This window comes from Rhodococcus sp. NPDC058532 (genome assembly GCF_042719255.1).
GTDB lineage: Bacteria > Actinomycetota > Actinomycetes > Mycobacteriales > Mycobacteriaceae > Rhodococcus_G.
The window spans coordinates 323,795-336,715 of sequence record NZ_JBHXNU010000004.1; the positions used below are offsets into that span (position 1 = coordinate 323,795).

General features: G+C 70.2%; 10 protein-coding genes, 1 tRNA gene and 1 pseudogene. 7 read left to right on the forward strand and 5 right to left on the reverse strand.

Features of this window, described 5'->3' with window-relative positions; all coding sequences use genetic code 11:
* Nucleotides 1-28 precede the first annotated feature (28 nt).
* The 3 genes from ACFWQG_RS07860 (at nt 29) to ACFWQG_RS07870 (ending at nt 1,615) form a co-directional block, all read left to right on the forward strand.
* Nucleotides 29-535 (forward strand): MauE/DoxX family redox-associated membrane protein, encoded by a 507-nt coding sequence (locus tag ACFWQG_RS07860; RefSeq protein ID WP_378507026.1) that lies wholly within the window; start codon nt 29-31, stop codon nt 533-535.
* A gap of 70 nt (nt 536-605) precedes the next feature.
* Entirely contained in the window at nt 606-1,355 is a 750-nt protein-coding gene (locus ACFWQG_RS07865) for a DsbA family protein (protein WP_378507027.1), read from the forward strand.
* Nucleotides 1,356-1,542: 187 nt separating this feature from the next.
* Nucleotides 1,543-1,615 (forward strand) — tRNA-Ala (locus ACFWQG_RS07870).
* Nucleotides 1,616-1,674: 59 nt separating this feature from the next.
* On the opposite strand, the gene ACFWQG_RS07875 is transcribed toward ACFWQG_RS07870, so the two are convergent.
* Nucleotides 1,675-2,517, reverse strand: coding sequence for an SgcJ/EcaC family oxidoreductase (locus tag ACFWQG_RS07875; RefSeq protein ID WP_378507028.1), 843 nt, complete (start codon nt 2,515-2,517; stop codon nt 1,675-1,677).
* A gap of 161 nt (nt 2,518-2,678) precedes the next feature.
* Here ACFWQG_RS07875 and ACFWQG_RS07880 point away from each other — a divergent pair, with 161 nt between their 5' ends.
* Nucleotides 2,679-5,612: a M20/M25/M40 family metallo-hydrolase gene (locus ACFWQG_RS07880; protein WP_378507029.1), complete on the forward strand. Its 2,934-nt coding sequence runs from the start codon at nt 2,679-2,681 to the stop codon at nt 5,610-5,612.
* Nucleotides 5,613-5,808: 196 nt separating this feature from the next.
* Complete coding sequence (locus ACFWQG_RS07885) at nt 5,809-6,921, forward strand: N-acetylmuramoyl-L-alanine amidase (protein WP_378507055.1); 1,113 nt, start codon at nt 5,809-5,811, stop codon at nt 6,919-6,921.
* A gap of 78 nt (nt 6,922-6,999) precedes the next feature.
* On the opposite strand, the gene ACFWQG_RS07890 is transcribed toward ACFWQG_RS07885, so the two are convergent.
* Nucleotides 7,000-7,641 carry a hypothetical protein gene (locus ACFWQG_RS07890; RefSeq protein WP_378507030.1) on the reverse strand — a complete coding sequence of 214 codons (642 nt, stop codon included), beginning with the start codon at nt 7,639-7,641 and terminating at the stop codon, nt 7,000-7,002.
* A gap of 220 nt (nt 7,642-7,861) precedes the next feature.
* On the opposite strand from ACFWQG_RS07890, the gene ACFWQG_RS07895 reads away from it, so the two are divergent.
* On the forward strand, nt 7,862-8,890 hold the full coding sequence (locus ACFWQG_RS07895) for a CobW family GTP-binding protein (protein WP_378507031.1): 1,029 nt from the start codon (nt 7,862-7,864) through the stop codon (nt 8,888-8,890).
* 27 nt (nt 8,891-8,917) lie between these two features.
* On the opposite strand, the gene ACFWQG_RS07900 is transcribed toward ACFWQG_RS07895, so the two are convergent.
* Together ACFWQG_RS07900 and ACFWQG_RS07905 are read right to left on the reverse strand one after the other, a co-directional pair.
* A complete protein-coding gene (locus ACFWQG_RS07900; RefSeq protein ID WP_378507032.1) occupies nt 8,918-10,474 on the reverse strand; it encodes an SLC13 family permease in 1,557 nt (518 codons plus the stop codon).
* 5 nt (nt 10,475-10,479) lie between these two features.
* Complete coding sequence (locus tag ACFWQG_RS07905; protein ID WP_378507033.1) at nt 10,480-11,799, reverse strand: amidohydrolase family protein; 1,320 nt, start codon at nt 11,797-11,799, stop codon at nt 10,480-10,482.
* A 137-nt stretch (nt 11,800-11,936) separates the two neighbouring features.
* On the opposite strand from ACFWQG_RS07905, the gene ACFWQG_RS07910 reads away from it, so the two are divergent.
* Nucleotides 11,937-12,632 (forward strand): GAP family protein, encoded by a 696-nt coding sequence (locus ACFWQG_RS07910; protein ID WP_378507034.1) that lies wholly within the window; start codon nt 11,937-11,939, stop codon nt 12,630-12,632.
* A 53-nt stretch (nt 12,633-12,685) separates the two neighbouring features.
* On the opposite strand, the pseudogene ACFWQG_RS07915 reads toward ACFWQG_RS07910, so the two are convergent.
* Nucleotides 12,686-12,921: pseudogene (locus ACFWQG_RS07915) on the reverse strand (hypothetical protein); the annotation flags it as partial.

Below are 12,921 nucleotides of genomic sequence, written 5' to 3' on the forward strand. Positions count from 1 at the left end.
GATGCGCGCCGGCGGTAGCGTGAGGGCCGTGTCGAACCGTGCAGTTCCCTGGACGTCGATCGTCAGCCTGCTCGCCCGGGTCGCGCTGGCCGCGGTGTGGCTGATCTCGGGTGGCATCAAGCTGGCCGACCCCACCCAGACGGTGGTCGCGGTGCGCGCCTACCAGCTGCTGCCCGAGGGGCTCGTTCGGCCGGTCGCCGCCGTCCTGCCGATGGCCGAGATCGCGCTGGGTCTGCTGCTGCTGGTCGGGTTGGCGGTGCGCTGGACGGCGGTCGCGTCGGCGGCGCTGCTGCTGATGTTGATCGCGGTGATCGTCTCGGTGTGGGCGCGGGGGCTGTCGATCGACTGCGGCTGTTTCGGTGGGGGCGGCGCCGCCGACGTGGACGGCTGGGACTACGGCCGCGAGATCCTCCGCGACGTCGGGTTCCTGGTGCTCGCGGCGTGGCTGATCGTTTATCCCCGCAGCCCCCTCGCGTTGGGTCCCGGCTCGCGGGCCGGACACTCAGTTCCCGTTCAGCCGAAGGTGGCAGAGTAAGGCCACACTGTGACGTGGCGGCGGGGGCACCGACGCCTGTCACACGGACTATCCCCGGAGGACCGCAGCAGTGAGCACGAAGAAGACCAAGCCCGTCATGGCGGCGCCGCAGGCGACGTCGAGTCGATCGACCTACATCCTCGGCGGGATCGCGGTGCTGGTGATCGCCGCGGTCGTGATCGGCGGCGTGCTGTGGAGCAGCAACCGCAGCAAGCCGCGCAATGAGGGCTACGGCGGAGTGTCCAACGCGGCGGTGCAGGTGAGCACCGACGCCGAGGGCGTCGTCCGGCTCGGCGTCCCCGACGCGCCCACCACCATCGACCTGTTCGAGGACCCGATGTGCCCGTACTGCGCGGAACTCGAGCACACCAACGGGCAGGAGGTCGCCCAGAAGATCGACGAGGGCCAGCTCGCGGTCCGATACCACACCCTGGACTTTCTGAACCGGCTCTCGGCGAGCGGCGACTACTCGTCGCGCGCCGCGGGGGCACTGCTCTGCGTCGCGGACAGCGGCAACGCGATCGCGTTCTCGGCGTTCCACACCGCGCTGTTCTCGCCGGACAATCAGCCCGCCGAGAACGGCACGACGGATCACAGCAACGCCGACCTCGCGCAGCTCGCGAAGGACGCGGGCGCCGACGAGCCGACCGCCGCCTGCATCGCCGACGGCGCGAAGGTGGAGCAGGGCGCCGCTGCCGCGCAGACCGGCCGGGAGGCCCTCGCCGCGACCGGCGCAGCGGGCACCCCCGCGGTGGTCCTCAGCGACGGCACCGTCGTCGACGCGCTCGGCGACCCGAACTGGGTCACCAAGCTGAACTGACCGCCGACCGGGCGGGGCGCGGACACCCGGCGGGTGCCCGCGCTCGCCTCCGGAGGAAATGTCGGTGACCAGCCGATTTGTTGCGTCGACCGATGGTGGTGTAACTTTTTCCAGGCGAGAGCGGAACGGCCCGAAACGGCCGAGGCTCCCGCCGAGCCCGGGACACCGGGTGAGCACAACAGAACACGGGGCTATGGCGCAGCTGGTAGCGCACCACACTGGCAGTGTGGGGGTCAGGGGTTCGAGTCCCCTTAGCTCCACCGAGAAAACCCGGTCAGACAATGTCTGACCGGGTCTTTCCTTTCTGTACCGCCCGAGGTTAGGCGGTGGGGACCAGCGTGTTCTGCCTGCGGATGATCCACCACCGGCCGTCCCGCCGCGCGAAGACGTACAGCGCCGTCATTTCGGGAGCCTCGCCCCGGTCGGCCGCGTCCGCCGTCGACCAGGCGCGCTTGCTGGCGACCGCGATGTCGGGTCCGAGCATCGACATCCCGTGGACCCGGTAGTGCGCGGTGGCGTCGCGGAGGGACGGATGCGCGAGCCCGCGCCGGGTGGTCTCCTCGATCTCCTCGAGCCCGGCGGCCTCCATGCCCGCCGCGTTCACGATGCGGGCGTCCGGTGCGATGTCGCCGAGCAGCAGGTCGGCGTCGTTGCGGTTGAATCCGTCCTCGACCCTGGCGATGATGGCGCGCAGCGCGGCCGCGTCCGCCGCCGAGACGTCACTGCCGACCTCCGTGTCGGGGCGAACCACGATGGTGTTCTGCCCCTGCACGAGCAGCCAGTCGCCGCCGCGCCGAGCCCACACGTACGTCGGCCGACCCTCGCGCCGCGGTGAGAACGACTGCTCCTCCGGCGTGAGGGCCTCCTGATCGACGCTGGTGACCGCGATGTCCGGTGCCAGGAAGCGCACGTCCACCACGTCGTAGCGGACGGACTGGTCCGCCATCGCGCCGGGCAGCACCTGTCGGGTGAAGGCCGCGATCTCGTCGAGTCCGACCAGGCGGCGTCCCGCGCCGTTGACCCACACGGCGTCGGGTGCGAACAGGGCGAGGAAGCCGTCGACGTCTTCCGCGCGTTGGGTGCGCTGCACGACGGCGACGAGGTCGCGGAGGCGGGCAACGTCCGTCTCGGTGGGCAGGGTGATGGCGGTTTCGGTTGTCATGCGACAAAGGGTGCTACTTCAAGTGCACTTGATGTCAAGGGTCTGGTGGCCGCCGGATGTCGCGGCACGGGAATCGATTCGCGGCGAGATGCGGAGCTCCCGACGTTCTCCGGGCGACAATCCCCACAGCCGCATGGTGCACGTCACACAGGGGAGCAGGCATGACCGATGCAGTTGCACAGTCCTATTCGGCACTCAAGAGTGCCGCGGCGGGGCTGATGCCCCAGCTGAAGGCCGACCTGACGCGGCTGGTCCGGATCCCGTCGATTGCCGCGGACGGCTATCCGTCGGCACCGCTGTTCGAGGCCCATGACCTCGTGGTGGAGTTGTTGCGGGCCGCCGGTGTCGAGCAGATCGAGGACCTGATCATCGAGGGCAAAACGGCGCCGGTGATCGTGGCGACCGTGCCCGGGCCCGCCGCCGCGCCAACGGTGCTGCTGTACACGCACTACGACGTCGTCCCCGCCGACGACACGGACCTGTGGCAGAGCCCGCCGTTCGAACCGACCGAACGCGACGGCGCGATCTACGGTCGCGGCACCGCGGACTCGAAGGCCAACATCGTCAGCATCCTCGGCGCCCTGCGGGTGTGGGGCGGTGCACCGCCGGTGACGCTGAGGATCGTCCTCGAGGGCCAGGAAGAGTTCGGCAGCCCGTTCGACAACTACCCGATCGAGGCGCCGGAACTGTTCGAGGCGGACGCGATGGTCATCGCGGACGTCGGTAGCGTCCGCCCCGGATCGCCCACCCTCACCGTCGCCCTCCGCGGCTCCGCGGTGGTCACGGTGGAGGCCAGCACGCTGGCGACCGACAAGCACAGTGGTCTCTACGGCGGCGCCGCACCCGACGCACGGCTCGCGCTGATCAGGGCGCTTGCCACCCTGCACGACGAGAGGGGCGACGTCGCGGTCGAGGGATTGCGGCGGGAACAGTGGACCGGAGCGACCTACACCGAGGACGAACTCCGCACCCTCGCCGAGGTCCTCGACGGCCGCCCCTTGATGGGGTCGGGCGGGCTCGGTGAACGCATCTGGTCGGGGCCCGCGATCACGGTCATCGGGTTCGACGCGCCGTCAGTGTCGGGTTCGATCAACGCGGTGGCCGGCACGGCGCGGGCGGCACTGAACCTGCGGGTCCATCCTGATCAGGGTGCCGCGCAGGCGCAGGCGGCGCTGATCCGCCACCTCGAAGCCCAGCGACCGTTCGGGGTCGCCCTCACCGTCACCGCGGGTGAGGTGGGCAACGGCTTCTCGGCCCCCACCGGCGGGCCGGGCTTTGACGCCGCGATGACCGCCCTCGAACAGGCGTGGGGCGAACCCGCCGGGCTGATGGCGGGCGGCGGATCCATCCCGCTGGTGATGGCATTGCACCACGCGGTGCCCCACGCGGAGAAACTGCTGTTCGGCGCCACCGACGGCTACGCGAACATCCACGGCCCCAACGAACGGGTGCTCCTCGACGAACTGGAAAAGGCCGTTGTCGCCAAGGCCGTGTTCTTCCAGGAGTACGCCCGCAACGCGGGGGGGTCGGGCATGAGCACCGATACCAGGGCCGAGGGTGGGAGCAGCCCGGTCGCCAAGAAGAAATTCGAGTTCCCCGGCGCGGTGACGGTGCTCGCGATCGTCGCCGTCCTGGTATGGATCGCGGCGCTGTTCATCCCGGCCGGACAGTTCGACACCGACGCCGATGGCGCGCCGATCCCCGGCACGTTCACCGAAATCCCGGCGCCGCTGTCGTTCTGGGAGCGGGTGCAGCAGCTGATCTTGTCGCCCGTCAACGGCCTCTACGGGTTGCAGGACACCGGTACCGGGTTCGTCGACCCCGACAACCTGGGCCGGATGTTCGGGTCGGTCGGCGTCATCCTGTTCATCCTGGCGCTCGGCGCGTTCATCTCGGTGAGCTTCGCCACCCGCAGCCTCGAGGTCGCGGTCGGCCGCCTTGCCGCCGGGCTGCGGGACAAGGGCTGGCTGCTGATCACGGTGATCATGGTGTTGTTCTCGCTGCTCGGCTCGACGATGGGGTTCTCCGTCGAGACCTTCGGGTTCTACGCGCTGCTCACCCCCCTCATGCTCGCCCTCGGGTACGACCGGATGGTCGCCGCCGCCACGATCATTCTCGGCGCGCTGACCGGCGCGATGGCCTCGACGGTCAACCCATTCTCGATCGGCGTCGCCTCCGGTGAGGCCGGGGTGTCGATCGGTGACGGCATCGTGTTGCGGGTGGTCCTGTGGATCGTGCTCACCGCGATGGCGGTCGCATTCGTGCTCCGCTACGCGCGGCGGGTCCAGCAGGATCCGAGCCGCTCGATCGTCGGCTTCGACACCGAGGCGGAGGGCGAGCACGCGGCGCCCGCGCCGGAACCGGACCAGACGCTGACCGGCGTCCAGAAGTCCGTGCTCGCCATCACCGGGCTGACCTTCGGGCTGATGATCTTCTCCGTCATCCCCTGGTCGGCGATCTTTGGTGCCACCACGACCGCGGCCGAATATGACGTCTACCACGAGGTCGCCACCGAGCCCTACTGGTTCGAGCTGAACTGGTGGTTCCCGCAGCTGGCGATGCTGTTCATCCTCGCCGCGATCATCGTCGGTGTGGTGGCGCGGATGGGGGAGAAGAGGGTCGTCTCGCTCATCACCCAGGGCGCCGGGGACATGATCGGCCCGGCGATCGTGATCCTGCTTGCTCGCGGTGTCTCGGTGATCCTCAACAACACCCAGACCCTCGACACGGTGCTCAACGCGATGGAGCAGCTCGTCAGCGGTGCGTCGGCTGGCGTGTTCGCGATCCTGGTGACGGTGGTCAACATTCCGTTGGCCTTCCTGATCCCCTCGTCGTCGGGGCATGCCACGCTGGCGATGCCGTTGCTGGCCCCGCTCGGCGACTTTGCGGGTGTCGGCCGGGATCTGGTGATCACCGCGTTCCAGATGGGGCACGGCCTGATGCTGCTGTTCGCGCCGACCAACGTGGTGGTGGTCGGCGGCTTGGCGATGGCAAAGGTGGGCTACGACAAGTATCTGAGGTTCGTGTGGCCGCTGCTGGTGGCGAATTTCGTCGTGGTCTGCGTGATCCTCGGCCTCGCCGCGGCCTTCGACTGAACGTGCGAGTCGAGATCACGGAACGCCAACAGTTCGCCGGAAACCGCGGCGCGCGCCGCCCGATACCGCGCGACGGGTGCTTCACTGGATCCGCATGTGACAAGAGTGACTGCTGTGGCAGTGCTGCCGTTACCCGCCGGAAGGAGAGCGGCGCCGGGGCGTCCCGCCCGTCGTGCGTCCGTCGACGCCCATGAAGCTGACCACCTGGACCATCGGGGCCGCCGCCTCCGCGGTCGCCGTGACCGCCGCGTTGCTCCCGCCGACCGCGCTCGCCGATCCGGCCGCCGACCCCGCGACCGTCGCACCGCTCACCCCGCTCACCGGGAGGACGATCTTCCTCGACCCCGGCCATCAGGGCACCGGCCACGACGAGAACCTGGCGCGGCAGGTCGACGACGGCCGCGGCGGGACCAAGGACTGCCAGACCACCGGCATGACCACCCTCGGCGGGACGCCCGAGCACACCGTCACCTGGGACGTCTCCCAACTCGTCAAGGCGGGCCTCGAGAAGCTCGGTGCGACGGTCGAATTGAGCAGACAGGACGACACCGGGTGGGGTGGCTGCGTGGACGAGCGGGCCCGCGCCGCGAACGCGTCGGGCGCGGATCTCGCGGTGAGCATCCACGCCGACTCGACCGTCGCGGGCGAGGACGACAACAGGAACGGCTTCCACCTGATCGTGCCGACCCTGCCGATCCCCGACGCGCGGGTCGACGAGGTGCAGTCGGGCCCCGGGCTCGCCGCGTCGACGGCGATCCGGGACGCCTACCTCGCCGGCGGCTTCACCGCGGCGAACTACGCGGGGGTGGTGGACGGGTTGCAGAGCCGCGCCGACATCGCCGGACCCGCGCTGACCACGGTGCCGCTCGCGTTCGTGGAGATGGGCAACGGGTCGAATCCCGCCGACGCGGCGGTCCTCGACAGCGCCGACGGCCGACTCAAGCACGCCGTCGCGATCATCGTCGGTGCCGTCGACTTCCTGATGGGCACGGACGGGGCAGGCGCCCCCGCGACCGCGGAGGCCGCCGCACCGGCCACCGCCACCGACCCTGGCACCGTCGACGATTCGGCCGCCGCGGCCCCGCAAGCCCCGGCGTCCCCGACGACGACCGCACCGACCACCAGCACACCCGGCACGGACGAGCGGCCGGGTGCGGCAGAGCCCGAGGCCCTGCTGGCCCAGGGGCTCACCGCACTCCAGACGCTGCTGTCCACGCTCGGCCCGGACGGAATGCGGGACCTCGCGACGGCGGAGAACCTCGGCATCTTCGCGGACCTGATCGCAACGCTGCTCGACGAACTCGGTTGACACACACCGCCGAACATGGCGAGGGCCGGACACCTGCATGGTGTCCGGCCCTCGCTCGGTGACGGGTACCTCGGTGAATCAGGCTCCCGCGGAACCGGCGAAGAGCGCGTCGGAGACGGCCCCGCTCGCCTCGAGATCCGCACCGAGCGAACCGGTGTCGAGCGACCCGGTGTCGGACGAGGCGGCGTCGGCGGAGCCGGTATCGGACGAGGCGGAGTCGAGCAGGCCGGCGGCGCTCGACCCGGTGTCGGATGAGGCGGAGGCCAGCGAGCCGGTGCCGAGGAAGCCGCCCAGCGCGAGGGAGGCGACCGATCCGCCCGCCGCGGCGGACCCGCTGCTGACGTCGAAGGCGAGGAGGGTGCGTTCGACGCAGCCGCCCGCGGCGACCGAGACCAGGGCGGCGGGCCCCTCGACGAGGGCGACGACGCGCTTGCCCATCGCGCCGACGAAGACCGCGACGTTCTTGACACTCATCTCGTCGGTGGTCTTGCCGATCAGCGCACCGAGCCCGCACTCCCGCAGGCCCTTGACGGTCATCTCGCCGACCGCGGTCTGGACCGCGCCGTTGGCGTCCTCCTGGGTGGCGGCGCGCTCGATCGTCTCGATCGCGGTGGATCCCGTCCCGCCCTCGGCGGGCGCGGCGATCGCGATGCCGCTGCCCGCGCCCAGTGCAAGGCCGACGGTGGCGACCAGGGTCGCGGTGCGCGTCAACTTCATCATGTACCCCTTGAAAGAGTGCCCGCGAGATCGCGAGGAGTGTGCCGAAAGCCCTGTGGGCGCCGTTATTACAGCGTGACCCGGCGATGATCCGCAACGCCGAGACCTGCGGATGTGACGCGAACCACCGGCGCGAAAGGGTGCGCAACCCGGTGTTCACATTGCCGTAACCGAGTTCACTACTATTTCAGCGAAACGGTGATGACGGACGGGAGGAGAGCGGGTGGCACGGCGGCGGATCCCGGTGGTGCTGGTGGCCGGATTCCTCGGCTCCGGGAAGACCAGCCTGCTGAACCATCTGCTCCGCGGCGACCACGGGGTGCGGATCGGGGTGATCGTCAACGACTTCGGCGCCGTCAATATCGACGCGATGATGGTCGCCGGTCAGGTCGACTCGACGGTGGCGCTGAGCAACGGCTGCCTGTGCTGCGCCGTCGACGTCGGTGAGCTGGATGCGATGCTGGACCGGCTCACCCGCGCGGACCTCGACGTCATTGTGATCGAGGCGAGCGGACTCGCCGAGCCGCGCACGATGGTCCGCATGCTCCTCGCCAGCGATAATCCGGGCATCGGTTTCGGGGGCCTGGTCGTCATGGTCGACGCGGCAGGGATCGACGACGCCAGCGCGCGGCATCCGGAACTGGATCTGCACGTGCGGATGGCGGATCTATTGGTGCTCAACAAGATCGACCTGTGCGACGGGGCGGTGGCCGACGCAGTGCGGGAGCGGGTCGCCGGCCTGAACGACCGATCCCCGATGCTGGAGACGACGCACGGCCGGATCGATCCCCGGCTGCTCTTCGACGAGGTCGTCCGCGTCGACGACGGCCCCCGCCAGCTGAGCCTCGACGAGCTGCTGCTCGAGCGGCATCACGAGTGCGGGGAGCACGAGCACCTGCACGACCAGTACCGCAGCGTGTCGTTCACCAGCAGGGATCCGATCGATCCGCGGGCCCTGGTGCGGTTCCTGGAGGACCCGCCCGCCGGGCTGTACCGCATGAAGGGTGCGGTGTACTTCGGCATCCCGGGCCACACCCAGCGCTACCTGCTGCAGACCGTCGGGCGGCACATCCGCTTCGACCGCACCCCATGGGGCCGGGGCCGCGACCGCGGCACCGAGCTGGTCCTGATCGGCTCCGGCCTCGACGGCGACGCGGCGCTGCGCAGGCTCGGCGCGTGCGTCGCGGACCCGGCGCACGTGAGCGGTGCCGAGGCCATGACGGGCGTGCACCGCTACGTCGTCGGCGACTGACGGGTCCGGTCGTCAGCGGGCCGCGGCTCAGAACGGCCAGATCAGTGGGACGAGGAACACCGCGACGGCCGCAAACAGTGCGGCGCAGGGTAATCCGAGCTTCCAGTAGTCGCCGAACCGGTAGTCGCCTGGGTCCTGAACCATCAGGTTGCCCGCGGTCGCGACCGGGGTGAGGAACGACGCCGCCCCCGCGACAGTGATGGCCATCATCATCGGCAGGATCGACACGCCGGTACTCTCCGCGACGGCGACAGCGACGGGGGCGACGATGAGCACGGTCGCGAGGTTGCTGAGAAACTGCCCGAGGACGATGACCAGCAGCACGATGCTGGCGAGCAGCAGATGCGGTGAGCTCGCGCCGAACCAAGACACCAGTGCCGACGAGATCTGCTCTGCCGCACCGCTGGTCTGCAGCGCGGTGGACATCGGGATCATCCCGGCCACCACGATCAGCGTGGTCAGCGATACCGAACTCTGCACCTGGCTCATCGTCACGACCCGGGACCCGACGAGGATTGCGCTCGCGAATAGGACCACGATCGCGGGCGGGAACACGTCGAACGCCAGGAACCCGCACATGGCGACGAGGACCGCGACGGACACGTAGGAGCGGGCGCCGAGGTGCACGGACTGCCGCCGGATCCGGTCCGGGGAATCGACGGGGAGGACGCCGGGGTTGCCCGCCTTGCGCTCAAGGTCCTCCCAGGTGCCGCGCAGCACCAGGATGTCGCCGGTGCGCAAGTGGGTGCGGTCGATACGGTCCTCGCCGCGGCGGACGGCGGTGACCACCAGTTCCCCGGACTCGGTGCGCATTCCCGGGTACACGAGGTCGCCGACGAACGGGGACCGGGGCGGGATCACGATCTCGATGACGCCGTCCTCGTAGCCGATGCGGGCGGAGTCCGGGGGCAGTGCGTAGTCGCGGGCGAGTGTTTCGGCGTGATCGCCGAGGTTGCGGGGCGCGTTCGCGGGATACCGGTGCGGCAGCAGTCGTGGCCCGAGGAGCACCACGATCACGACGACACCGATCAGCAACGGCACCCCGACCAGCGCGAACTCGAAGAAGCCGAACGGCCGCGATCCGGCCTCGACGGACAGTTCCGACACGAGGACGTTGATCGGGGTGCCGAGCATGGTGAGCATCGACCCCGCGTGCGCGGCAAACGCGAGCGGGATCAGGAGCTGCGACGGCGGCTGCCGCAGCCGGGCGGCCAGCGCGACCCCGACCGGGACCAGCGCGGCGACGGTGCCGTTGACACTGATCAGCGCGGTCAGGACCGCGGACAGCAGCATCAGCGCGATCAGCACCGACGACCGCTTATCCCCGACCCGGCGGGTCAGCTGCTGCCCCGCCCACGCCGTCACCCCGGTCGAGTCGAGCGCCTCGCTGATCACGAACAGCCCGGCCAGGTAGACGACGATCGGATCGCCGAACCCGGCGATCGTCTGCTCGAATGTCACGGCGCCGGTGGCGTACAGCGCGAGCGCGACCCCCAGCGCGACCACCGCCGGTGACACCCTGTTCGTGACGAACGCGACGATCGCGGCGAGCAGGACCAGGACGGTCGCCAGGATGGGATCCACGGCGTCTAGAAGGTGTCGAACCGGGCGTCGATCTCCGGGATCCGGGCCGGGCGCAGGTCCTCGATCAGGGTGCCGCGGGCGGCGACCGCGCGGGGCGCGGCGAGGGCACGCATGTCCTCGAGCGGGTTGCCGTCGAGGAGCACCAGGTCGGCGTCCTTCCCGTCCTCGATTGAGCCGATCCGGTCGTCGAGGCCGAGGATCCGCGCGTTCGCGGCGGTGGCGGCGTGCAGCGCCTGCACCGGGGTGAGGCCGCCGTAGCGGACCAGCAGGTCGAGCTCGCGCCAGGTGTTCGAGTGCGTCACATAGGTCACCGCGGAGTCGGTGCCCATGCCGAGCACGATGCCGTTGTCGAGGGCCGACCGGATGCCCGACACCATCTCGTCGAGAACGAGTTTCGCGTTCGCCAGCACGATGTCATCGGCGCCGGTCACCGACTGCGGCAGCTTCACCAGCGGCAGGCAGGCCTGCAGCGTCGGGATCATCGCCGAGTAGCCGCGCAGCGAGTTCGGGTTGTCCTTATAGAGCGCGATCGCCTCGTCGTTCATGCTGCTGCCGTGCTCGATGGTGTCGACACCGGCGCGCAGCGCCGCGATCACCCCCTCGACTCCCTGCGCATGGGCGGCGACCAGCACCCCGCGGGCGTGCGCCTCGTCGCAGATCGCCCGCATGCCCTCCTCGCTCATCTCCGGCTTGCCCGCATGCCCGACCTCGGTGGCATCGGTGACCCCGCCGGTCGCGGAGATCTTGATGGTCTGCGCGCCGCGATCGAGGTTCTCACGGGTGGACCGGCGTCCCTGCGAGGGGACGTCGCAGACGTGCGCGATCTGCGGGGCGCCGTGACCGCCGGTGATCGCCATCAACGGACCCGACGGCATGATGCGGGGGCCGACGTACTCGCCGCGCTCGATGGCGTCCCTGGCCTCGATCACCTCGTCGCCGACGTCACCGACGCTGCGGATGGTGGTCACGCCGGTATGCAGCTGGGTGAGCAGATTGGTCTTGGTGCGGCGCCGCAGCATGCGGCGTCCGAGCGGGCTGTGCAGGAACTTGGTGGCGAGCAGGGCGGTCCGCGGCCGGGTGTAGATCTTCGGCAGCGGCTTCCCGTCGGCGAACAGGTGGGCGTGCGCGTTGATGATGCCGGGCAGCAGGTAGCGGCCCGAGCCGTCGATGCTCCGGTATCCGGGCGGGATCTGGGCATCGGAGGCAGGCCCCGCGTACTCGATTGTGCCCGACGAATTCACGACGACGGTCCAGTCGGAGTGAACGGTCCCGACGTCGTCGCCGGTGACGACGGACACGTGGGTGACTGCGAATGGTGCGACCATGGGCGTGCTTCTCCAACCGCGTTGACAGGTAGGTGCGACCCTATCCGGCGACCGGGGGGATGGTTCGGGCGGCATGGTGCGTGCCGGGCGTAGTGTCGGCGCGAGTATCGAACGGGCACGTGAGAAATGAAGGCGGCATGACCATGTGGTCAGCGGTGGGAGAAACGACGACCTACGCAATGGGGCTGGCGCTCAGCCCCTTCGCGGTGACCACCGCGATCGTGCTTCTGCTCGGTGACCGAGGCAGGATCAAGACGTCCCTGTTCGGCCTCGGGTGGTTCCTCGCGTTGCTGTCGATCACCGCGATCGCGGCGGCGGTGATCGACACCGTCGACGACGACCACCCGGAGCAGACCGCGGACGGCATCAACGTCGTCCAACTGGTGTTCGCGGCGCTGTTCTTCGGGCTGGCCGCGGTGGCCTGGATCAAACGGCCCGCACCGGAGCGGTCGGACTCGGAGGGGAAGGCGAGCAAGCCCGGCCTCCTCGATCGCCTCGACGGCATCGGCACGATCGGATGTTTCGGTCTGGGCGTCGCGCAGGGGTTGCTCGTCGTGAAGAACATTCCCCTCGCGGTCAGCGCCGGTGCGGCGCTGGGCGCCGCTCGGCTCGCGTCCGCCGAGTCCGCCGGTGCGGCGGCGGTATTCGCGTTGCTTGCGTCGGCGGGCGTGATTGTGCCACTCAGCGTTCGCATCGTCGCCGGTCACCGGATCGACTCGGCGTTGGGGGACACCAGGGCGTGGATCGAGAGGAACATGACCGCGATCACGCTGGTGGTGCTGCTGGTCCTTGGCGCGTACTTCCTCGGCGAGGGCCTGGCCCTGACCGGATAGCGCCGGGTGTCCGCGCTCCGATGCAACCGCGTCGGAGCGCGGACGACGGGGTGTTACGGGCGGGTGGCGCGGCGGCGCCGCTGGTTGCTGCCGCCGCCCTGCCCGGCGCCGGTGTACCCGGTGTCGCTGCTGTAGACGGTGACCGACCCCTGGCCGGATCCGCGCTGGTTCGACGACCGCTGCTGGCCCGCCGCGGACTGGCCACGGCCCCGGCCGCCGCCGCGGGTGCCGCGCGCCGCGGATGCGTCCGCGCCGCCGCGGGTGCCGTCCGCCGCGCCCTGACCGCGGC

Excerpts from the sequence above, each read along its gene's own strand:
- ACFWQG_RS07905 (WP_378507033.1), bottom strand. The coding sequence starts at position 11,799 with ATGGTCGCACCATTCGCAGTCACCCACGTGTCCGTCGTCACCGGCGAC.
- ACFWQG_RS07890 (WP_378507030.1), bottom strand. The coding sequence starts at position 7,641 with ATGATGAAGTTGACGCGCACCGCGACCCTGGTCGCCACCGTCGGCCTT.
- ACFWQG_RS07880 (WP_378507029.1), top strand. The coding sequence starts at position 2,679 with ATGACCGATGCAGTTGCACAGTCCTATTCGGCACTCAAGAGTGCCGCG.
- ACFWQG_RS07875 (WP_378507028.1), bottom strand. The coding sequence starts at position 2,517 with ATGACAACCGAAACCGCCATCACCCTGCCCACCGAGACGGACGTTGCC.
- ACFWQG_RS07910 (WP_378507034.1), top strand. The coding sequence starts at position 11,937 with ATGACCATGTGGTCAGCGGTGGGAGAAACGACGACCTACGCAATGGGG.